Genomic DNA, 19,476 nt, shown 5'->3' with positions numbered 1-19,476 from the left:
TATGCCTCGGCTTGTTGGTATTGTTTTACGGGCGACGTCGAGGTCGCGGCCTGACTGCCATGTTCAGAGCCAACGCCTCCAGCGTCCAACGAGAAAATCCGCCGGTCTGGAACAAGAAAAACTGATCATGAACCTTCGTTTCCTCGAAACCTTCGTCTGGGTCGCCCGGCTCAAGAGCTTTCGCCTCACCGCCGAGAAGCTGTTCACCACCCAGGCCTCGGTGTCCAGCCGCATCGCCGCGCTGGAGGCCGACCTTGGGGTGAAGCTGCTGTTGCGCGACTCGCGCGGGGTCAGCCTGACGCCCGAGGGCGGCAAGGTGCTCGAATACGCCGAGCGCATGCTCGACACCGCCAAGGCCATGAAGCAGTCGCTGGACAGCGACCGCGCCAAGACCGGGCGGATTCGCCTGGGGGTGATGGACACGGTGATCCACACCTGGATGAGCGCGCTGGTGGCGGAGCTGACCGAGCGCTACCCGCAGGTGGAGATCGAACTGGTGGCCGACACCGCGCTGAACCTGCGCGAACAGCTGCACAAGGGCTTTCTCGACGTGATCCTGCAGACCGACCTGCTGCGCGAGCCGTCGATCCGCAGCCTGGACCTGGCGCGTTATCCCATGGGCTGGATCGTTGCCGCCGGCTCCATCCACCACCGTGACTATGCGTCGCTGGCTGAACTGGGCCGCGAACGCATCGTCACCTTCTCGAAGAATTCACGGCCTCACCAGGAGGTGCTCAGCCTGTTGCAGGGTGCAGGGGCCGAGGCGCCGCGGTTGAACTGCGTGAACTCGGTGGCGGCCATCACCCGCTTGCTGCGCGATGGCTTCGGCATCGGCGCGCTGCCGCCGGCGCTGGTGGACAGCGAGTTGAGCCGGGGTGAACTGGTGCTGCTGGAGGGGTTGCAGCCACCGCCGAGTCTGGAGCTGGTGGTGGCCTGGCAGACCGGGGTGGCGCTGGTGGACGAGGTGGTGGGGGTATGCCGGCAGGTGCTGGAGCGCTATGCGCGGGATGTAGGGGGGCAGCGGATTGTGTTGGTCTGAAGGGCCCAATCGCGGGGCAAGCCCGCTCCCACGCCTTGAACTGGCAGCGTGGGAGCGGGCTTGCCCCGCGATTGGGCCGGCAAGGACTAGCGCCAGCTCTCTTTGACCACCTTGCGCCGCCCCCCCAGGATCACCCAGCCGACCACCAGCAACAGGCTCTCGACCACGAACGCCAGCACGAACCCGGCGCCAATCCCCCAGCCGATCGCCTCGGGCACCAGCAGGATCTGGTAGCTGTAGCCCTTGAGCGTCTCTTCACGCAGCGCCGGTTCCGGCTGCACCAGCACATGCCAGCTGCGGCTCACCCACGAGCCCTGCAGCGCCTGCCACTCGTGCTCCAGCAGCTGGTTGCGGATCAGCAGGCTTTCGATGCTGTTGGCATCGCTGTTGAACACCGGGTCATCGCTGCTGCGGTAATGCTGCACCAGCGCCTGCAGGTCGCCGTTGAAGAAACGCTGGGCGGTCTGGCGGAAGCCGTCGAGCGCCTGGCGCGATTCCAGCAGGTGCGCCTCGACCCGCTGGCTGTAGTCCTTGACCAGCCCGGGCACCTGGATACCGGCCAGCAGGCCGAAGGTGAACAACAGCAAACGCAGGTAGCTTCTGAACATGGAGCGTCCTTAGCTCTGGCCGTGGGCGACGCACTCACCATGGCGCCACAGGGCCCATTGGCCCGGCTCGTAGCGGTTCCAGGTCTCGTTCTCGGTCAGGGCTTCGGTGGCGATTACCGTGACCACGTCGTTGGGAGTGGTTTGCGTGTGGAAATCGACGATCAGGTCGACATCCTTCAAGCGCGCGGCGCCGAACGGGGCCCGGCGGGTGATGTGCACCAGCTTGGTGGAGCAGAAACAGAACAGCCAGTCGCCGTCACTGAGCAGGCAGTTGAACACGCCCTTGCCACGGTATTCGGCGCAGGCCTCGACCAGCACCGGCACGAGCTGCTCGACCTCGACCGGCTCGGGGAACGCCTCGCGCACGCGGTTGAGCAGGTCGCAGAAGGCCGCTTCGCTGTCGGTGTCGCCGATCGGCCGATAGAAGGTGCGTTGGCCGCTGAACTCGCCCAACTGGCCATTGTGCGCGAAGCACCAGTTGCGGCCCCACAGTTCGCGCACGAACGGATGGGTGTTGGACAGGCACACCCGGCCGACGTTGGCCTGGCGAATATGGCCGATGACCACTTCGCTCTTGATCGGGTAGCGCTGCACCAGGTTGGCCACCTCCGACTCGCTGCTCGCCGCCGGGTCCTGAAACAGGCGCAGGCCGCGCCCTTCGTAGAAACCGATGCCCCAGCCGTCGCGGTGCGGGCCGGTGCGGCCACCGCGCTGCATCAGGCCGGTGAAGCTGAAGACGATATCGGTGGGGACATTGGCACTCATGCCCAGCAGTTCGCACATGTTCGCGGCTCCTGGTTTACAGACGGGGTTCTACGCGGCCCTGGCCCGGGCCGGAACGGCGCACGGGAGCAGGGGCCGGTTCATCGCGGTAACGGTCGTTGCGGTCGGCGGCCACCGGGGCCAGGGCCGGCGCCTCGTCATCTTCCTTGGCCTGGCGCTGGGCCGCGGCCTCACGCTGGGCACGGCGCTCGCCGGCGCGTTTTTCCAGCGGCCAGCGGATCAGCACGAAGACCAGGTACAGGGCGAAGGCGATCATGCCGTACATGGCCAGGTCCGAGGCGGCGCGCCAGGCGTTGTTGCCGACCTTGAAGGCCAGGTCCAGCGCGGTGATGGCAATGGCCGGGGCGAAGCTGTCCTTGACCGGGTCGACGATGGTCGGGCTGAACAGCAGCACGGCGACGATCACCCGCAGCGGCTCGCGCAGCCAGCGCCACATCCAGCCGGTGAGCTTGCAGGCCACCAGCAGGCAACCCAGGGCGGCGACGGCGTAGAGGCCCCAGGCCAACAGATAGTCGTGTTCGGTCATGGTGTTCGTGCATGCCAGGCAAAGAGACGCCTATGATAAACACTTTTACCGGCGCAGGCGCCCCCTCTCCCATTCAGGAACCGCGCCGGCTGCTTCGCGGGTAAACCCGCTCCCACAGGGATTGCGCATTACCTGTGGGAGCGGGTTTACCCGCGAAATGGCCGGCACAGGCTGCCTTCAATCATTGAGACACCGAATGCCAATCATGCCCCCCGTCGCCCACCAGGCCCCCGGCACCGACCCCTACGCCTGGCTGCAAGACCGCGACACCCCCGAAGTACTGGCCTACCTGAACGCGGAAAACGCCTATCAGGAGGCCTGCCTGGCCGACCAGGCCAGCTTGCGCGAGCAACTGTTCGAAGAGATCAAGGGCCGTATCCTCGAGACCGACCTGTCGCTACCCTCGCCCTGGGGCCCGTACCTGTACTACACCCGCACCACCGCCGGCGACGAGTACCCGCGCCACTACCGCTGCCCGCGCCCGGCGGATGACAGCAACACGGTGGATGAAAGCCGCGAAGAACTGCTGCTCGACCCCAACGCCCTGGCCAATGGCGGCTTCCTGGCCCTCGGCGCATTCAACATCAGCCCCGACCACCGCCTGCTGGCCTACAGCCTCGACACCAGCGGCGACGAGATCTACACCCTGTACGTCAAGGACCTGGTCAACGGCGCGCTGACCACCCTGCCCTTCGACGATTGCGACGGCAGCATGACCTGGGCCAACGACAGCCAGACGCTGTTCTTCGCCGAACTGGACGACACCCACCGCCCCTGGCGCCTGCGCCGCCACACCCTCGGCGAGGCCGATGCCACCACTGTGTTCGAAGAGCCCGACGGCCGCTTCTTCCTGCACTGCTACCGCGCCAGCTCCGAACGCCAGCTGGTGCTGCTGCTCAACAGCAAGACCACCAGTGAGGCCTGGGTGCTGGACGCCGCCACGCCGCAGGCCGCGTTCACCTGCCTGGCGCCACGGGTCGAAGGCCACGAATACTTCCCCGACCACGGCCAACTCGACGGCCAGTGGCGCTGGTTCATCCGCAGCAACCAGGACGGCATCAACTTCGCCCTGTACCACGCCCCGGCCGACCAGGTACCGACCCGCGCCGACTGGCAGCTGCTGGTCGCGCACCGCGACGACATCATGCTCGAAGGCGTGAGCCTCAACGCTTCGGCCCTGAGCCTGAGCCTGCGCGAAGGTGGCCTGCCGATCATCGAGGTGCGCCCGCAAGGCTTGCCGGCCTACCGCGTGGAGCTGCCGGACGCGGCCTACAGCCTGTACGTGCAGGACAGCCTGGAGTTCGCCAGCACGCGTATCCGCCTGCGCTACGAAGCCCTCAATCGCCCGGCCCAGGTGCGCCAGCTGGAGCTGGCCACGGGTGAGCAGGCCGTGCTCAAGCAGACCCCGGTGCTGGGCGCTTTCGATGCCGACGACTATGTCAGCCAGCGCCTGTGGGCAGTGGCCAAGGACGGCACCCGCGTGCCGATCAGCCTGGTGCGCCGCCGCGCCGACCTGGGCAAGACCGTGCCGCTCTATCTCTACGGCTACGGCGCCTACGGCGAAAGCCTCGACCCCTGGTTCTCCCATGCCCGCCTGAGCCTGCTGGAGCGCGGCGTGGCCTTCGCCATCGCCCATGTGCGCGGCGGCGGCGAGCTGGGCGAGGCCTGGTACCGGGCCGGGAAGCAGGAGCACAAGCACAACAGCTTCGACGACTTCATCGCCTGCGCCGAGCACCTGATCAGCGAGGGCATCACCGCCCGCGAGCGCCTGGCCATCAGCGGCGGCAGCGCCGGCGGGCTGCTGATGGGCGCGGTGCTCAACCTGCGCCCGGAGCTGTTCCGCTGCGCCATCGCCGAAGTGCCGTTCGTCGACGTGCTCAACACCATGCTCGACCCGGAGCTGCCGCTGACCGTCACCGAGTACGACGAATGGGGCAACCCCGAAGAGCCCGAGGTCTATGAACGGATCAAGGCCTACGCGCCTTACGAGAACGTCAAGGCTCAGGCCTACCCGGCCATGCTGGTGATCGCCGGCTACAACGACAGCCGCGTGCAGTACTGGGAAGCGGCCAAGTGGGTGGCGCGCCTGCGCACGCGCAAGACCGACAGCAACCTGCTGCTGCTCAAGACCGAAATGGGCGCCGGCCACGGCGGCATGAGCGGGCGTTACCAGGGGCTGCGCGACGTGGCGCTGGAATATGCGTTCGTCTTCAATGAGCTGGGTGTGGTGTAAAACGCGTTTTTGGTTGTCATAGGGTTCGGTCACCCGACATGAAGGTGAAACGGCCCTTGTGGGAGCGGGTTCACCCGCGAAAGCGTCAGTGAAGCCACTGCAGCATTCGCGGGTAAACCCGCTCCCACAGGGATCAAGACATTCGAAGAAGAACAACACATGCCCGACCAATCCCACCTCAACGCCGAAATCCGCGACATGCTCATGGACTGCGGCCAGTTCGACACCCTGCAACCCGGCGACTACCTTGCCGCCGCCGGCTATTTCAGCCTCACCAGCATCACCGAAGGCCAGACCATTTTCAGCGAAGGCGATGCCGGCACGTTCATGTGCATCCTGCACCGCGGCGTGGTCTCGGTGCGCAAGACCGACGCCAGCGGCGCCCTGGTGGAGATCGCCACCCTGCGCAAGGGCCGTGCCTTCGGCGAAATGGCCGTGCTCGACGGTGAGCGGCGCTCGGCCACCTGCGTCGCGGCCAGCGATTGCCAATTGCTCACCCTGGGCAAGGACTCACTGGAAAAAATGCTGATGGACGCGCCGCGCATCGCCGCACGCATCATCCGCGCCCTGGCGGTGGCGTTGTCCAAGCGCTTGCGCATGCAGGACGGGCAAAGCCTGGCACGCCAGGTCTAGTTGCCCTTGCCCGGAGTTTTCGGCGGGTCCTGATTCAGCCCGGGCAATGGCTGGTCCTTCGGCGGCCCAGGCACCGGCATGGGCGGTAACAGCGGTGCACCGGGGCGGTTGGCGCCGGCCTTGGGCGGCGTGCTCGGGGTGATCTGCGGATACGGTGTAGGGGTCGCGGTGCCGGGCGCACCGGGCGCGGGCGTAAGGGGGCCGGCCTGCTGGCCGGCGGCATCGGCCATGGGGGTGGCTGCGCTCAGCAGCGCGGCGAGGATCGCATGCAACATCTGCCACCTCCTGTCGGGAACCTTGCTACAGGCTAGGCCGAACCTTGCGTTTTTGCCTGTCCGCTGACGCCACAGGCGCGCTAGACTCGACGCTATAACCGTCATTCGCCTGATCAGAAAAAAGGTAACACCATGAGCTCCACCTCCGCTGCCACCGCCCGCCTCGACCGCATCCTCGCCGACGCCAAGCGCGACAAGGAAATGGGCTACCGCGACAAGGCGCTGAAGATGTACCCCCACGTGTGCGGCCGCTGCACCCGCGAGTTTTCCGGCAAGCGCCTGTCGGAACTGACCGTGCACCACCGTGACCACAACCACGACAACAACCCCCAGGACGGCTCGAACTGGGAACTGCTGTGCCTGTACTGCCACGACAACGAGCACTCGCGCTACACCGACCAGCAGTATTTCAGCGAAGGCTCGCTGAGCTCGCCGAAAACCGCCGTGGCCACCCATAACCCGTTCGCCGGGCTGGCGAGCCTGCTGAAAAAAGACTGAACGTCGATTCCCGCCCCCACCGCGTCGGCGACCCCGTATAATCGCGCTCTTTTTTGCGAAGGGCCCGACCTCGTGGCGAACAAACGGTACAGCTGCATCGGCCTGTTCAACCCCAAATCCGCCGAGAACGTCGGTTCGGTGATGCGTGCGGCAGGCTGTTACGGGGTCAATTCGGTGTTCTACACCGGCAAGCGCTACGAGCGCGCCCGCGACTTCGTCACCGACACCAAGCGCGTGCACTACGACATTCCGCTGATCGGCATCGACGACCTGCAGCGCATCATCCCGCTGGGTTGCACGCCGGTGGCGGTGGAGCTGGTGGACGGTGCAAGGCCGCTGCCGGAGTACACCCACCCGGATCGAGCGATCTACATCTTTGGGCCTGAGGATGGCTCGCTGAGCGAGGATGTGCGGGGGTGGTGCGAAGAGACCATCTATATTCCGACCCAGGGCTGCATGAACCTGGCGGCGACGGTGAATGTGGTGCTGTATGACCGCATGGCCAAGGGCTTGAATACCCGGTCGGGGCCGAAGTTCAAGTAAGCAGGTCTGGCCCTATCGCGGGGCAAGCCCGCTCCCACGAGGTTTTCGTGGACCTCGTGGGAGCGGCGGTGCGCCGATGCGACTTGCCCCGCGATGAGGCCAGTGGCGGTGCCGAACTCCGTCAGAACAGCACCGGTACTGCTCTTTTACGAAGCGTTGATCCAGATGGTCTTGAGCTCCGTGTACTGGTCGTGGGCCCAGATGGACTTGTCGCGACCACCAAAGCCAGACTCCTTGTAACCACCGAACGGCGTGGTGACGTCACCTTCGCCGAAGCAGTTCACCGTCACCACACCCGCGCGGATCTCCCGCGACAGACGCAGCGCATTGCGCAGGCTGCCGGTGTAGGCCGAGGCGGCCAGGCCGTAGACCGTGTCGTTGGCCAGTTCGATGGCTTCGTCAATGGTCTCGAAGCTGGTCACGCTCAGCACCGGGCCAAAGATCTCCTCGACGAACAGTTTGTTGTCGCGGGCCACGCCATCGACGATGGTCGGCTGCACGAACACGCCCTGCTCGGTCTCGCCACCCTGGACAACCTTGAGTTTCTGCTCTGCGGCGTACTCCAGGTACGACTTGACCTTCTCGAAGTGCGATTTGCTGACCATCGCGCCCAGGCGGTTGTCCGGGTCCAGCGGATCACCCAGTTTCCAGTCCTTCAGGTGCTTGCCGATCAGGCTCAGCAGCTCGTCCTTGACGTCCTTGTGGACGATCAGGCGCGAGGACGCCGAGCAGTTCTCGCCCATGTTCCAGAACGCGCCGGCAGTAACGAACTGAGCCACCTCGTCCAGGTCTTCGCAGTCGTTCATGACCACGGCCGGGTTCTTGCCACCCAGCTCCAGCACGATGCGCTTGAGGTTGGACTCGGCGGCGTACTTCAGGAACAGCCGGCCAGTGTCGGTGGAGCCGGTGAAGCTGACCATCGGGATGTCCATGTGCCGGCCAATGGCCTCGCCCACTTCACGGCCACCGCCAGGCACCAGGTTGAACACACCGGCCGGGATACCGGCTTCATGGGCCAGCTCTGCCACGCGCAGGGCGCTGAGGGTGGTCTCCTTGGCCGGCTTGACCACGATCGAGCAACCGGCAGCCAGCGACGGGGCGATCTTCCAGGCCAGCATCAGCAGCGGGAAGTTCCACGGCAGCACCAGGCCGACCACGCCGATGGCTTCACGCACCACCATGGTCACGGCAGCGTTGCCGGTCGGGGCGGTGGCGTCGTAGATCTTGTCGATCAGCTCGGCATGCCAGCGGATGGTGTGGATGGTTTCCGGCACATCGACGGTCTGGCACTCGCTGACCGGCTTGCCGCTGTCCAGCGCTTCCAGCACCGCCAGCTCGTGGGCGTTGTCTTCGAGCAGTTGGGCGAACTTCTGCAGCACGTGCTTGCGGTCGTTCGGCTGCATCTTCGACCAGGTGCCCGCTTCGAACACGCGCTTGGCTGCCGCAACAGCCACATCGACGTCGTTGACATCGCAGGCGGCGACTTCAGCCAACTGCTTGCCGGTGGCCGGGTTGCTGGTGACGAAGGTGCGGCCCGAGATGGCATCGCGGAACTCACCGTCGATGAACGCCTTGGTGCGCAGTTGCAGGTCGGCGGCGATGGCCGCGTATTGATCCTTGCTCAACAAGTCAGCCATTTCAGGCACCTCCGGTGATCTGGGCAATGGTGCGCTTGAGTTCAGTGACCACCCGCGCCAGCTCTTGCTTTTCGCCAGCGTCCAGGTCGTACAGCGGCTTGCGCACGCCGCCGGTCTTCAGGCCGTTGAGGGCCACGCCGTTCTTGATCGCCTGGACGAACTTGCCACCTTCGAGGAAGTCCATCAGCGGCATCATGGCGGCCATGATCTTGCGGCCCTTGTCGAAGTTCTTCTCGATCACGCAGGCCTCGTAGAGGGCCACGTGCTCGCGCGGGATGAAGTTGGAACCTGCACAAACCCAGCTTTTCGCACCCCAGGCGAAGAACTCCAGGGCCTGGTCGTCCCAGCCGCACGACAGCTGGATGTTCGGGCGCTGGATGGCCAGGCGGTGCAGCTGGGCCATGTCGCCGGAGCTTTCCTTGATGGCGACGATGTTCTTCACGTCGGCCACGGCGTCGAAGAATTCCTCGCCCATGCTCACGCTCATGCGGCCCGGGTAGTTGTAGAGCATGATCGGCAGGCCGGCGGCGGCGTCGACCGCTTTCACATGCAGGGCGATTTCCTGCTGGGTCGGCAGCGCGTACGGCGGGGTGCCGACCAGCAGCGCATCGGCCTTGATCTCTTTGGCGTGGCTGGCGAAGGCCACCGCGTCTTCGGTGCGGATGCCACCGGTGCCGACGATCAGCGGCAGGCGGCCATTGAGCACGTCCTTGGCCTGGGCGGCCAGTTCGACGCGCTCCTGGGTGGTGTGGGCGTAGTACTCGCCGGTGGAGCCACCAATGATCACGCCGTGGATCTTCGACTCGACCAGGTATTCCAGAACATCGGCAAAGGCTGCCTTGTCGATCGAGCCGTCGGCGGCCAGGGGGGTGATTGCCGGGGTGTAGATGCCTTCGAATTTCACGATGAGGTTCTCCAGTGAACGCAAGGTTTCAGGCCGCGCCGGTCACACCCGGCGCGGTGTGACGAATCAAGCCAGCGACGCTGCCTGCTGCAGGTTCAGCGAGCGGGTTTCCGGGGCCAGGGCGTAGGACACCACCAGCCCGATCAGGGTGACGGCGGCCGCGGCATACATGGTGAAGGCGATGCCGTGGCTATCCAGCACCATGGGCACCAGCCAGGTGCCGACCGCCGCGCCGACGCGCGACAGCGAGGTACCGACGCCCACCGCGTTGGCGCGGATTTCGGTGGGGAACAGCTCGTTCGGGTAGACCAGCTGCAGCACCTGGGCACCGCCGATGAACAAGGCGTAGGCGCCGAACAGGCCGAGGATCAGCACTTCGGACCCAGCGTGGAACACCCCCAGCCCCAGCAGGGCCAGGCCCGACCAGAAAAAGCTGTGGATCAGCATGTTGCGCCGGCCCATGCTGTTGATCAGGCGCGTGGCGATGATGCAGCCGACCACGAACAGCAAGGTGATCGCCACCGAGCCGAACGAAGCCCAGTCGCCCTTGAGGTTGAGCGCGCCCAGCACCTTGGGGGCGAAGGCGTACACGGCGAACACCGGGATCACCGAGCAGGACCAGAACACGGCGACGAACATCATGCGTTTGCCATAGCCCGAGTGCAGCAGGCTGAGGAACGACAGCTTCTTCTGCTCTGGCTCCTCGGGCAGGTTGCGCAGCGAGAAACCACTGCCGTAGACGCCCTTGATCACCGCTTCGGCTTCACTGGCGCGGCCCTTGCTGAGCAGCCAGCGCGGCGACTCGGGGGTGCCCAGGCGGATCAGGAACAGCAGTGCGCCGATCAGTGCCGGGCTGGCCAGCACCAAGCGCCAGGCATCGTCACCGCCATTGCGCAGCAGGAAATCACCGAGGATGTAGGCGAACGCAGCACCGGCGAACCAGAGGATGGTCAGGGTGGCCAGGCGCGGGCCGCGGTTCTTCTTGGGCAGGAACTCCACCAGCAGCGAAGTGGCCACCGGGTACTCGATACCCACCGCAATGCCCACCACGAAGCGCAGCAGGAACAGCACCAGCCCGGACTCGACCCAGTACTGGCTGACCGAGGCCAGGATGAACAGCACCGGCCCCACGAAGAACACGCGCTTGCGGCCAAAGCGGTCGGTCAACCAACCGCCGAGGAAACCGCCAAAGAAGATCCCGATCAGCGCCGAGGCGGCGATCATGCCTTGCCAGAAACTGCTCAGGGCAAGGCCGGCGGCCATCTGCACCATGGCCACGCCAATGATGCTCAGTACATAACCGTCGACGAACGAGCCGCCGCCCGAACGCAAGGTGAGCAATTGGTGAAAGCGATTAAGCGGTACATCTTCGATAGATACATTGTTAGTTGTCATTATTTTCTCCTGCCACCATCAAACGCACCCTGAATTCCGCCCGAGCGAACCCGCGCCGCTGAAAGAAACTTCAGCACCGTGAACCCGAAGTTGCACTTCGGGCGGAAAACAGCACGCAATAGAAACCGCAGGCCGGGTCGCGATGACCCAGCAAATAAACCGTCAGTTACAACGCTTTAATTCAATTCAACTTTCTTGCCCGGCCCGGTACTGGCCCCACTTCAGGTTGAGGTTCAGGCCCAGCGACACCAAGGCCGCCGGCGGGTTGGCGCAAGGCCCTGGGGCATTGCGCACAAAGTCGATCAGTTCGTTCTTTTCACCCGCCAGCCAGTCGGCCAGCAACTTGCCGGTGGCCGTGCCGCGGGTCACGCCCAGGCCGTTGCAGCACAGGGCGCCGTATACATTGGGCGCCAGCTCGCCGAAGTAACCCATGTGGTTGCGCGACATCGCCAGTGCGCCGCCCCAGGTGTATTCGAACGGCATGCCGGACAGCATCGGGAAACGCCGCTCGAACGAATCGCGATGGCGCAAGGCAAAGCGCTCCAGGTACTTGCCGTTGGCCCGGCCGTCGGGGTTGAAACTGAAACTGTTGCGGATCAGCAGGCGGTTGTCCGGGGTGCGCCGCACCGTGGTGCCGAACGGGTCGGCGGGGATCACGCCCCAGTAAGGCTTGCCGCCCAGGCGCGCCTGTTCTTCGGCCGTCATCGGCCGGGTCAGGCTGGCATAGGTGAACACCGGCAGCATGCGGCCCTTGAGGAAGCCGAAACTCATGCCGAAGGCGTTGGTGGTCAGCACCAGCTTGTCGGTGGTGATCGAGCCGTTGGCGTGGCGCAGCACGGTCTTGTTGCCGTACTCGACCTCGGTGATCGGCGTGCGCTCGTACAGGGTGACGTTGGCCGGCAGGTTGTCGGCCAGACCCTTGACCAGCGCCGACGGCTGGATCAGCGAGGTGCCCGGGGTGAACAGGGCCTTGCGATAGAAGTGGGTGCCGATGTGCTCGGGCAGTTCGCTGGCCTCGATCATCTGGTACGGCTGGTCGAGCTTGTCCAGGCCACGGCGGTAGGCTTCGAGCACGGCAATGCCGCGGGGCTCGACGGCGGCCTGGTACTTGCCGCAGTGCTTCATCTGGCAATCGATCTGGTAGCGCTCCACCAGTTCCTTGAGATACGACTGACCACTGAGGTTGAGCTTGAGCGTCGTGCGGGCCACGCCGATGTCGCCGATGTAGTCGTCGGCGCCGATATCGTGGGGCAGATCGATGGCGAACCCGGCGTTACGCCCGGACGAGCCGAAGCCAACCTCCTGAGCCTCCAGCAGCACGATCTGCTCGTCGGGGAAGTTCAGCGCCAGCTGGCGTGCCGCGGCAAGGCCGGTGAAACCGGCACCGACCACAACCCAGCGCGCCGTGCTGTGGCCGCTGTGCGGCGCCTTGATGCGCCGCCCTTTGCTCAGGTGATACCAACCGCACGTACTGTCGTCGGCGGGCAACGAGGTGATCTTTGTCATTTCAGGAACCAGATGTTGTTTTTAGCTTCTGTTCCTCATCACGCCCGCCCTGCCGGCCTCCTGCCGGGTGATGGGGTGGCGGTGAGTTTCACGTCAAGGCCAGTGCCACTTCCATTCCCTGGGGCGCCGCGTATTCGGCCATGCGGCGACGGGACAGCTCGAAGTGCTCGCGCACCAGCTGCCCGGCGGTTTCCGGATCGCGGCGTTCGATCGCCTCGATCATCTGATCGTGTTGGGTGCAGGCCAGCTCGAGGTCGCGCTGCATGTCATCGGTGGTCGGGTGGCGGTAGAAGATCTTGCCCAGGCGGGTATGGTCGATCAGCAACCGGCGCAGGCTCGGCATCAGGTAGTCGTTGTGCGCCATCTTGCCGATTTCCAGGTGGAAGGCATCGTTGTAGAGCACGCGGTTTTCCACGTCCTGGGTTTCGATGGCCTGGCGGAACTGGGCCTGGATCGCCTTCAAACCTTCGATTTCCTGCGCGGTGGCATGGGTCGCCGCCAGCTGCGTGGTGGCGATGTAGATCAGCGGCGCGGCCAAAAAGAAGCTGTGCAGCGAGTCGTGGTTCATTGCCGCCACACGGGGGGCGCGGTTGGCCTCCAGCTCGATGTAGCCCTCGGCCGCGATCTGGCGCAGCAGTTCGCGCACCGGTGGCCGCGACAGGCCGAACTCTTCGCACATCGCCAGTTCATCGACCACCGCGCCCGGCGCCAACTCCATGCTGAGGATGCGCCGGCGCAGGGCGTCGGCGAGGACACCCTTGCGGTCGAGCGGCGCATCGCCAGTGGTGGGTTGGACATCGACGTTGGCTTTCATGGAGGCCTTTTTGCTTGTCATAGGTCTGTGTCTACAATTTGTATAATGACTATAGGGTAGCGTTAGACAATGTGTCTACAGCTTTTTCGATGAGCGGTTGAAGTGTCGAAAACACCCGTTGCGCGCTGTGGGTATTTGACCACATCCGCTGTTTACCCGCGCTGGAACGGGCCTGAATGCAGGCGCTTATCCATCGACGACAAAATCATGCCCATCAACGACGATTTTGCGCCCGGTGATCACCCACCCTCCCGCACGCAAGCCCATGAATAGCTTGGGTCGCTGAGTATTCTTGCTGAATTTTTTAAGTATACAGAAAGAATACAATGCGATTGACCGCCCTCCGATCCCGTGCGAGTCTGCTGCAAAACAGCCATCACTCCGGGTGTCAGCGCAGCGGGGGTCTTCATGAGAAGCGGCAAGAACGATCTGTACGAGGATCTGAAAAACCAGATCCTGACCATGGAGCTGGACCCCGACCAGGTGCTCGACGAACTGGGCCTGAGCGAGCGCTACGGCCTGTCGCGAACCCCGGTCCGCGAGGTGTTCCGCCGCCTGGCCGGCGAAGGCTACCTCGACATCCAGGAAAACCGTGGCGCCCGGGTGGCGCCGATGAACCACTCGACCCTGCGCAACTTCTTCCTGGTCGCGCCCATGGTCTACGCCGCCATCGGCCGCCTGGCGGTGCACAACTACAAGCCGGGCCAGCTGCGCGACCTGCGCGCCACCCAGGAGCGCTTCCGCCGTGCCAGTGCCGAGCACGACGCCCGCACCATGGTGGTGGCCAACAACCGCTTCCACGAAATCATGGGCCAGATGTCGGGCAACCCTTACCTGGAACCCAGCCTCGGCCGCCTGCTGATCGACCACGCACGCATCGGCCATACCTTCTTCCGCCCGCGCAACAGCGAGATGGAACGCCACCTGGCCCTGGCCGTGGAACACCACGACGGTTTCATCGAGGCCTTCGACCGGCATGACGAAGGCGCGGTGGTCGACCTGGTGTTCGAACACTGGGAACTGTCGCGCTGCAACATGCAGCTGTACATCGCCCCGCAAGGGCTGGTCGACGACCTGGCCAGCGGCATCGGCGGCCCCTGAGCGCTCCGGGCGGTGCCCGGCGAACAACGGACTTGGTAGTACGCACCCCTGGCGGGCTTCGGCCCGGCGGCGGAGCTGCGCAGGTGAAATTCAACAACGACAACAACACATAAGGGCCTCCAAAGCCCATACGACACCTCGAAGGAGCACCACATGAACCGCATCCGCAAGGCGCTTTGCGCACTGACCCTGGTTGGCCTCGGCCTGTGCCAGGCCCACGCCGACGACAAGGTCATCAAGATGGGCACCCTGTCCTGGGAAGACCTCACGCCCATCACCGGCATCACCAAGAAAGTCCTGGAAGACGCCGGCTACAAGGTCGAAGTGACCTCGTTCTCCGAATGGGGCATCGCCTACGCAGCACTGGGCAAGGGCGATGTGCAGATCCTCGCCTCGCAGATCGACTACGTGGCCCAGGACTACTGGAACAAGAACAAGAACCGCCTGGAGAAGATCTCGCCGGTATCCCACGGCCTGTACCAGGCCATTGCCGTGCCCAAGTACGTGACCATCGACTCGATCGAGCAGCTCAATGAAAACGCCGACAAGTTCGGCAACAAGATCGTCGGCATCGAGCCCGGTTCGGGCCTGATGAACGAAGCCGCCAACGCGGTGAAGGCCTACGACCTCAAGCTCAACCTGCTCGAAGGCAGCACCGCGGCCATGACTGCCGCGCTCAAGTCGGCCGTCGACCGTAAGGAATGGGTGGCCGTGACCCTGTGGGAGCCGTCCTGGATGGCGCAGAAATACGACATCAAGTTCCTCAAGGACCCCAAAGGCGCCTTCGCCCCACCCCAGGGCTACTACTGGGTCGGCCAGAAAGGTTTCTCTACCGCCAATCCTCAGGCCCGTGAAGTGATCGCCAGCGTCTATGTGCCCCTGGCCGACATCACCGCCATCAACGGCGCGGTGAAGGATGGCAAGACCATGGACGACGCGGTCAAGGACTGGGCCGACAAACATGCCGACCTGCTCAAGCGCTGGGAAAACATCAAAAAATACTGATTCACGCCACAGCCTTTTCGCCACTGCCGAACTTGACACAAGAACACACCAGAAGACTCTGGTTCGGGTGCACCTATGAATACTGAACATGCTGTTGAAACACTGGTCGATTGCCGCGGCGTCTGGAAGATCTTCGGCGACCGCGCGCCGGCCGCCCTGCAGGCCTACCGCGAGCGCGGCCTGAGCAAGACCCAGATCCTCCAGGAATACGGCTGCGTGGTGGGCGTCTCGGACGTCAGCCTGCAGGTCCGTCGCGGTGAGATCTTCTGCATCATGGGCCTGTCCGGCAGTGGCAAGTCCACGCTGATCCGCCTGCTCAACCGGCTCATCACCCCCACCAGCGGCGAAGTGCTGGTCAAGGGCCGGGATATCGCCAGGCTCGATGCCGCCGCCCTGCGCGACGTGCGCGCCAAACACATCGGCATGGTGTTCCAGAGCGTCGCCCTGCTGCCGCACCGCACGGTGCTGGAAAACGCCGCCTTCGGCCTTGAAGTGCAAGGCGTGGGCAAGGCCGAGCGGCATGAGGTGGCCGGCCGTGCGCTGGCCAAGGTGGGCCTGAGCGACTGGGCCAATCGCTACCCGGCAGAACTGTCCGGCGGCATGCAGCAGCGCGTCGGCCTGGCCCGGGCCATCGCCTCCGACCCGGAAGTGATCCTCATGGACGAGCCGTTCAGCGCCCTCGACCCGCTGATCCGCCGCCAGTTGCAGGACGAATTCCGCCAACTGACCAAGTCGCTGGGCAAGTCGGCGGTGTTCATCACCCACGACCTGGAGGAAGCGATCCGCATCGGCGATCGCATCGCCATCATGAAAGACGGGGTGATCATCCAGGAAGGCACCGCCGAGGACATCGTGCTCAGCCCGGCCGACGACTACGTGGCCGAGTTCGTCGCCGGCATCTCGCGCCTGCACCTGGTCAAGGCCCACTCGATCATGCAGCCGCCGCCGCGTGGCGAGAGCCTCGACCACCTGGAATGCGCCAGCCCCGACAGCGACCTGGACACCCTGATCAACCTGCTGATCCGCTCGGGGCAGGATGCCGTGGGCATCCGCGACAACGGCGTGCTGGTGGGCGTGATCAGCCAGCGCGCCCTGCTGCGCGCGGTGCAGGGCGTGCCACCGGAAACCCCGCTGCACGCGGTGCCCACTTCGCGGGAGGGCTCGGCATGAACCCCGCCGACTTTGCCACTGCCTTCGACGAAACCGTCGACAACGGCCTGATGTGGCTGTCGGACAACGCCTCGCAGCTGTTCGACGCAGTCAACGACGTGCTCAAGGCGCTGTACGAAGCGGTGCTGGCCGTGACCACCCTGGCGCCCTTCTACGTGGTCGCCGTGCTGTTCGCCCTGCTGGCCTGGCGCCTGGCCGGGCGACGCTTTGCCCTCGGCACCCTGGCCGCGCTGCTGCTGTGCGCGCTGATGGGCCTGTGGCCGCAGACCATGAGCACCCTGGCGCTGGTGTTGACCGCCACCAGCCTGGCGCTGCTGGTGGGCATCCCCTGCGGCGTGGCCGCCGGCCTGTCACCCACCCTGTACCGCATCAGCGAACCGGTGATGGACCTGATCCAGACCCTGCCGCCGTACATCTACCTGCTGCCGGCCATCGCCCTGCTCGGCTATGGCGCCGGCACCGCGCTGGTGGCCACCTTCATCGTCGCCGTGCCGCCGGTGGTGCGCCTGACCGCGCTGGGCATCCGCATGACGCCCAAGGTGTTCATCGAGCTGGGCCACGCCAGCGGCACCACCGGCTGGCAGCAGTTCGTCAAGATCCGCCTGCCGTTCGCCCTGCCGAGCATCATGACCGGCATCAACCAGAGCCTGATGATGGCCTTCGGCATGGTGGTGATCGCCGGCATCGTCGGCTCCGGCGGGCTGGGCGAGGTGATCTACACCGCCATCCGCACCCTGGACATCGCCCGTTCGATCAACGCCGCCATCGCCATCGTGGTGCTGACCCTGATCCTCGACCGCCTCGCCCAGAGCGGCACCCGCCAGGAGACCGGCCATGACACTCACTGAGCTGAACCTTTCCCCCGGCGCCTACCTGGCCCCCGTGTTCGACTGGCTCAACGCCAACCTGCACGGCCTGTTCGTCGCCATCAGCCACTTCGTCGAAACGGTGCTCGGCGCCATCGAAGCGGCGCTGCTGCTGCCGCCGGCCTGGGCACTGATCGCCATGGTGTGCGGGCTCACCGCGCTGTTCATCAGCCTGCGCAATGCGCTGCTGGCCGGCGTGCTGCTGGGCTTCTGCTGGGGCAGCGGTTTCTGGACCGCGTCGATGCAGACCATCGCCCTGGTCTCGGTAGCGGTGCTGATCGCCGTGGCCATCGCCTTCCCGCTGGGCATCCTGGCGGCGCGGGTCAAGCGCTTCGACAACGCCATCGGCCCGCTGCTGAACATCATGCAGACCGTGCCGCCCTGGGTGTACCTGATCCCGGCCGTGATCATCTTCAGCCTGGGCAAGGTGCCGGCGATCATCGCCACCATCATCTATGGCATCCCGCCGATGCTGCGCCTGACCAGCCTGGGCTTTCGCCAGGTGCCCAAGGACCTGCTCGAACTCGGCCAGGCCACCGGCGCCACGCCACGCACCATCCTGCTCAAGATCGAACTGCCCAGCGCCCTGCCCACCCTGCTGGTGGGCCTCAACCAGTGCATCCTGCTGTCGCTGGCCATGGTGGTGCTGGCCGGGCTGGTCGGTGCCGGCGGCCTGGGCGCGGAAGTGACCCGCGGCTTGACCCGCATGGAAATGGGTCTGGGCCTGCGCGCGGGGTTGGCCATCGTGGCCGTGGCGCTGCTGCTCGACCGCTTGTCCCGCGGCCTGCTGCAACGACGCCGGGGAGCCCTGCCCGCCCATTGAACCTACACGCGGCGGGCGACAGTGCCCGCCGTCTTTCAACCTGCCAGCAAGAGAAACACCCGTTGCTCCCGACACGACACTTCAGCAGCGCCCTGCAAGGGCACAACTCACGGTTCACCGGCAACGCAGTACAGCCCACCGGCCAGCAGGCCCGCGTGGGTTTTCTGCTGCTGGAGCACTTTTCCCTGCCGGCCTTTACCCAGGCCCTGGACACGCTGGTCACTGCCAACCTGATCCAGCCCGACGCCTGCGCAAGTACGACCTTCAGCCTGGATGGCAGCTCGGTCACCAGCGACCTGGGCATCGTCATCTGCCCCGCCGGGGCCATGGCCCACAGCCTGGAACAGCCGCTGGACCTGTTCGTGGTGTGTGGCGGGTTGCGTACCGCACTGACGGCAACAGCGGAACTGGCCGGCCTGCTGCAGGCCCTGGCCCGCAAAGGCGTGGCCCTGGGCGGGCTGTGGAACGGTGCCTGGTTCCTCGGCCAGGCCGGGCTGCTCGATGGCCACCGCTGCGCCGTGCACCCGGAGCATCGCGGCGCGGTGGCCGAGATCGCCCGGCACAGCCAGGTTTCGAGCGACAGTTTCGTGGTTGACCGCGACCGCCTCAGCGCCGCCAGCCCCGGCGGGGCATTCGGCATGGTGCAGGAATGGCTCGGCCGCCTGCGTGGCAGCGAGCTGGCCGAAGGGATCGGCGCGATCCTGGCTTTCGAGGCGTCACGCTACAAGCGCGCCACGCCGGCGCCGCAGGCCAACATCAGCGAGCCCCTGCGCGAGGCGATCAACCTGATGAGCGCCAACCTTGAAGAGCCGTTGAGCCAGGACCAACTGGCCGACTATGTGGGCCGCTCCAAGCGCCAGATCGGGCGGTTGTTCCAGCATCAACTGGGCACCACGCCGGTGCGCTATTACCTGGAGCTGCGGATTACCGAAAGCCGACGGCTGCTGCAGTATTCCGACCTGCCGATCCTGGATGTGGCGGTGGCCTGCGGGTTCGTCTCGGCCAGCCATTTCAGCAAGTGCTATGCGTCGTTCTTTGGCTACAGCCCATCGCGGGAGAAGCGGTTTGGCTGTGTGAAAGCGCCCAAGCGCGAAAACACTTGAAAGCATCGCGGGGC

Annotated in this window: 20 protein-coding genes; 11 read left to right on the top strand and 9 right to left on the bottom strand. The window is 65.3% G+C overall.

Annotated elements, in window-relative coordinates; translation table 11 throughout:
- Positions 1-127 precede the first annotated feature (127 nt).
- Positions 128-1,039 (top strand): LysR family transcriptional regulator, encoded by a 912-nt coding sequence (locus F6X61_RS11110; protein ID WP_153786686.1) that lies wholly within the window; start codon positions 128-130, stop codon positions 1,037-1,039.
- 86 nt (positions 1,040-1,125) lie between these two features.
- Here the strand turns inward: F6X61_RS11110 and F6X61_RS11105 are convergent, their stop codons facing one another.
- Genes F6X61_RS11105 through F6X61_RS11095 form a run of 3 tightly spaced genes read right to left on the bottom strand, consistent with a single transcriptional unit; the run spans position 1,126 to position 2,956 of the window.
- Positions 1,126-1,647 carry a DUF2937 family protein gene (locus F6X61_RS11105; RefSeq protein WP_153786685.1) on the bottom strand — a complete coding sequence of 174 codons (522 nt, stop codon included), beginning with the start codon at positions 1,645-1,647 and terminating at the stop codon, positions 1,126-1,128.
- A gap of 9 nt (positions 1,648-1,656) precedes the next feature.
- The gene (locus F6X61_RS11100; RefSeq protein ID WP_110992483.1) at positions 1,657-2,430 is read right to left on the bottom strand and encodes a class II glutamine amidotransferase; all 774 of its coding nucleotides are present in this window, start codon (positions 2,428-2,430) and stop codon (positions 1,657-1,659) included.
- A 16-nt stretch (positions 2,431-2,446) separates the two neighbouring features.
- Positions 2,447-2,956, bottom strand: coding sequence for an MFS transporter (locus F6X61_RS11095; RefSeq protein WP_153786684.1), 510 nt, complete (start codon positions 2,954-2,956; stop codon positions 2,447-2,449).
- Positions 2,957-3,152: 196 nt separating this feature from the next.
- Between F6X61_RS11095 and F6X61_RS11090 the strand changes: the two genes are divergently transcribed.
- Positions 3,153-5,189, top strand: coding sequence for a S9 family peptidase (locus F6X61_RS11090; protein WP_153786683.1), 2,037 nt, complete (start codon positions 3,153-3,155; stop codon positions 5,187-5,189).
- A gap of 159 nt (positions 5,190-5,348) precedes the next feature.
- Positions 5,349-5,822 (top strand): cyclic nucleotide-binding domain-containing protein, encoded by a 474-nt coding sequence (locus F6X61_RS11085; RefSeq protein ID WP_153786682.1) that lies wholly within the window; start codon positions 5,349-5,351, stop codon positions 5,820-5,822.
- Here the strand turns inward: F6X61_RS11085 and F6X61_RS11080 are convergent.
- The gene (locus tag F6X61_RS11080) at positions 5,819-6,097 is read right to left on the bottom strand and encodes a hypothetical protein (protein ID WP_153786681.1); all 279 of its coding nucleotides are present in this window, start codon (positions 6,095-6,097) and stop codon (positions 5,819-5,821) included. The genes F6X61_RS11085 and F6X61_RS11080 overlap by 4 nt on opposite strands.
- Before the next feature lie 132 nt (positions 6,098-6,229).
- Here F6X61_RS11080 and F6X61_RS11075 point away from each other — a divergent pair, with 132 nt between their 5' ends.
- Complete coding sequence (locus F6X61_RS11075) at positions 6,230-6,595, top strand: YajD family HNH nuclease (RefSeq protein WP_110992478.1); 366 nt, start codon at positions 6,230-6,232, stop codon at positions 6,593-6,595.
- 72 nt (positions 6,596-6,667) lie between these two features.
- On the top strand, positions 6,668-7,138 hold the full coding sequence (locus tag F6X61_RS11070; RefSeq protein WP_046856681.1) for an RNA methyltransferase: 471 nt from the start codon (positions 6,668-6,670) through the stop codon (positions 7,136-7,138).
- Positions 7,139-7,284: 146 nt separating this feature from the next.
- Here the strand turns inward: F6X61_RS11070 and F6X61_RS11065 are convergent, their stop codons facing one another.
- From F6X61_RS11065 to F6X61_RS11045, 5 genes are all read right to left on the bottom strand, one after another.
- The gene (locus tag F6X61_RS11065; RefSeq protein WP_153786680.1) at positions 7,285-8,775 is read right to left on the bottom strand and encodes an aldehyde dehydrogenase; all 1,491 of its coding nucleotides are present in this window, start codon (positions 8,773-8,775) and stop codon (positions 7,285-7,287) included.
- 1 nt (position 8,776) lies between these two features.
- A complete protein-coding gene (locus F6X61_RS11060) occupies positions 8,777-9,679 on the bottom strand; it encodes a dihydrodipicolinate synthase family protein (RefSeq protein WP_153786679.1) in 903 nt (300 codons plus the stop codon).
- A gap of 66 nt (positions 9,680-9,745) precedes the next feature.
- Positions 9,746-11,074, bottom strand: a complete 1,329-nt coding sequence (locus tag F6X61_RS11055) for an MFS transporter (protein ID WP_153786678.1) — start codon at positions 11,072-11,074, stop codon at positions 9,746-9,748.
- Positions 11,075-11,260: 186 nt separating this feature from the next.
- Complete coding sequence (locus F6X61_RS11050) at positions 11,261-12,580, bottom strand: FAD-binding oxidoreductase (protein ID WP_153786677.1); 1,320 nt, start codon at positions 12,578-12,580, stop codon at positions 11,261-11,263.
- Positions 12,581-12,668: 88 nt separating this feature from the next.
- Positions 12,669-13,394, bottom strand: a complete 726-nt coding sequence (locus tag F6X61_RS11045; RefSeq protein WP_110992473.1) for a GntR family transcriptional regulator — start codon at positions 13,392-13,394, stop codon at positions 12,669-12,671.
- Positions 13,395-13,802: 408 nt separating this feature from the next.
- Here F6X61_RS11045 and F6X61_RS11040 point away from each other — a divergent pair, with 408 nt between their 5' ends.
- The 6 genes from F6X61_RS11040 to F6X61_RS11015 all read left to right on the top strand — a co-directional run bounded on the left by F6X61_RS11040 (position 13,803) and on the right by F6X61_RS11015 (position 19,462).
- The gene (locus F6X61_RS11040) at positions 13,803-14,495 is read left to right on the top strand and encodes a GntR family transcriptional regulator (protein ID WP_153786676.1); all 693 of its coding nucleotides are present in this window, start codon (positions 13,803-13,805) and stop codon (positions 14,493-14,495) included.
- A gap of 153 nt (positions 14,496-14,648) precedes the next feature.
- Positions 14,649-15,500 (top strand): glycine betaine ABC transporter substrate-binding protein, encoded by an 852-nt coding sequence (locus F6X61_RS11035; RefSeq protein WP_153786675.1) that lies wholly within the window; start codon positions 14,649-14,651, stop codon positions 15,498-15,500.
- 75 nt (positions 15,501-15,575) lie between these two features.
- Positions 15,576-16,670, top strand: coding sequence for a glycine betaine/L-proline ABC transporter ATP-binding protein (locus F6X61_RS11030; RefSeq protein ID WP_153786674.1), 1,095 nt, complete (start codon positions 15,576-15,578; stop codon positions 16,668-16,670).
- Positions 16,667-17,518 (top strand): proline/glycine betaine ABC transporter permease, encoded by an 852-nt coding sequence (locus F6X61_RS11025; protein WP_153786673.1) that lies wholly within the window; start codon positions 16,667-16,669, stop codon positions 17,516-17,518. The genes F6X61_RS11030 and F6X61_RS11025 overlap by 4 nt, the downstream gene beginning before the upstream one ends.
- Positions 17,505-18,359 carry a proline/glycine betaine ABC transporter permease gene (locus F6X61_RS11020; RefSeq protein WP_153786672.1) on the top strand — a complete coding sequence of 285 codons (855 nt, stop codon included), beginning with the start codon at positions 17,505-17,507 and terminating at the stop codon, positions 18,357-18,359. The genes F6X61_RS11025 and F6X61_RS11020 overlap by 14 nt, the downstream gene beginning before the upstream one ends.
- 62 nt (positions 18,360-18,421) lie before the next feature.
- The gene (locus tag F6X61_RS11015) at positions 18,422-19,462 is read left to right on the top strand and encodes a GlxA family transcriptional regulator (protein ID WP_153786671.1); all 1,041 of its coding nucleotides are present in this window, start codon (positions 18,422-18,424) and stop codon (positions 19,460-19,462) included.
- The last annotated feature ends 14 nt before the right edge of the window (positions 19,463-19,476 follow it).

This window comes from Pseudomonas sp. EMN2, assembly GCF_009650555.1.
GTDB classification, from domain to species: domain Bacteria; phylum Pseudomonadota; class Gammaproteobacteria; order Pseudomonadales; family Pseudomonadaceae; genus Aquipseudomonas; species Aquipseudomonas sichuanensis.
The sequence above is the reverse complement of the archived record's forward strand: the minus strand, read 5'-3'. Positions and strand labels throughout refer to the sequence as shown.

Excerpts from the sequence above, each read along its gene's own strand:
- F6X61_RS11110 (WP_153786686.1), top strand. The coding sequence starts at position 128 with ATGAACCTTCGTTTCCTCGAAACCTTCGTCTGGGTCGCCCGGCTCAAG.
- F6X61_RS11105 (WP_153786685.1), bottom strand. The coding sequence starts at position 1,647 with ATGTTCAGAAGCTACCTGCGTTTGCTGTTGTTCACCTTCGGCCTGCTG.
- F6X61_RS11100 (WP_110992483.1), bottom strand. The coding sequence starts at position 2,430 with ATGTGCGAACTGCTGGGCATGAGTGCCAATGTCCCCACCGATATCGTC.
- F6X61_RS11095 (WP_153786684.1), bottom strand. The coding sequence starts at position 2,956 with ATGACCGAACACGACTATCTGTTGGCCTGGGGCCTCTACGCCGTCGCC.
- F6X61_RS11090 (WP_153786683.1), top strand. The coding sequence starts at position 3,153 with ATGCCAATCATGCCCCCCGTCGCCCACCAGGCCCCCGGCACCGACCCC.
- F6X61_RS11085 (WP_153786682.1), top strand. The coding sequence starts at position 5,349 with ATGCCCGACCAATCCCACCTCAACGCCGAAATCCGCGACATGCTCATG.
- F6X61_RS11080 (WP_153786681.1), bottom strand. The coding sequence starts at position 6,097 with ATGTTGCATGCGATCCTCGCCGCGCTGCTGAGCGCAGCCACCCCCATG.
- F6X61_RS11075 (WP_110992478.1), top strand. The coding sequence starts at position 6,230 with ATGAGCTCCACCTCCGCTGCCACCGCCCGCCTCGACCGCATCCTCGCC.
- F6X61_RS11065 (WP_153786680.1), bottom strand. The coding sequence starts at position 8,775 with ATGGCTGACTTGTTGAGCAAGGATCAATACGCGGCCATCGCCGCCGAC.
- F6X61_RS11055 (WP_153786678.1), bottom strand. The coding sequence starts at position 11,074 with ATGACAACTAACAATGTATCTATCGAAGATGTACCGCTTAATCGCTTT.
- F6X61_RS11050 (WP_153786677.1), bottom strand. The coding sequence starts at position 12,580 with ATGACAAAGATCACCTCGTTGCCCGCCGACGACAGTACGTGCGGTTGG.
- F6X61_RS11045 (WP_110992473.1), bottom strand. The coding sequence starts at position 13,394 with ATGAAAGCCAACGTCGATGTCCAACCCACCACTGGCGATGCGCCGCTC.
- F6X61_RS11040 (WP_153786676.1), top strand. The coding sequence starts at position 13,803 with ATGAGAAGCGGCAAGAACGATCTGTACGAGGATCTGAAAAACCAGATC.
- F6X61_RS11035 (WP_153786675.1), top strand. The coding sequence starts at position 14,649 with ATGAACCGCATCCGCAAGGCGCTTTGCGCACTGACCCTGGTTGGCCTC.
- F6X61_RS11030 (WP_153786674.1), top strand. The coding sequence starts at position 15,576 with ATGAATACTGAACATGCTGTTGAAACACTGGTCGATTGCCGCGGCGTC.
- F6X61_RS11025 (WP_153786673.1), top strand. The coding sequence starts at position 16,667 with ATGAACCCCGCCGACTTTGCCACTGCCTTCGACGAAACCGTCGACAAC.
- F6X61_RS11020 (WP_153786672.1), top strand. The coding sequence starts at position 17,505 with ATGACACTCACTGAGCTGAACCTTTCCCCCGGCGCCTACCTGGCCCCC.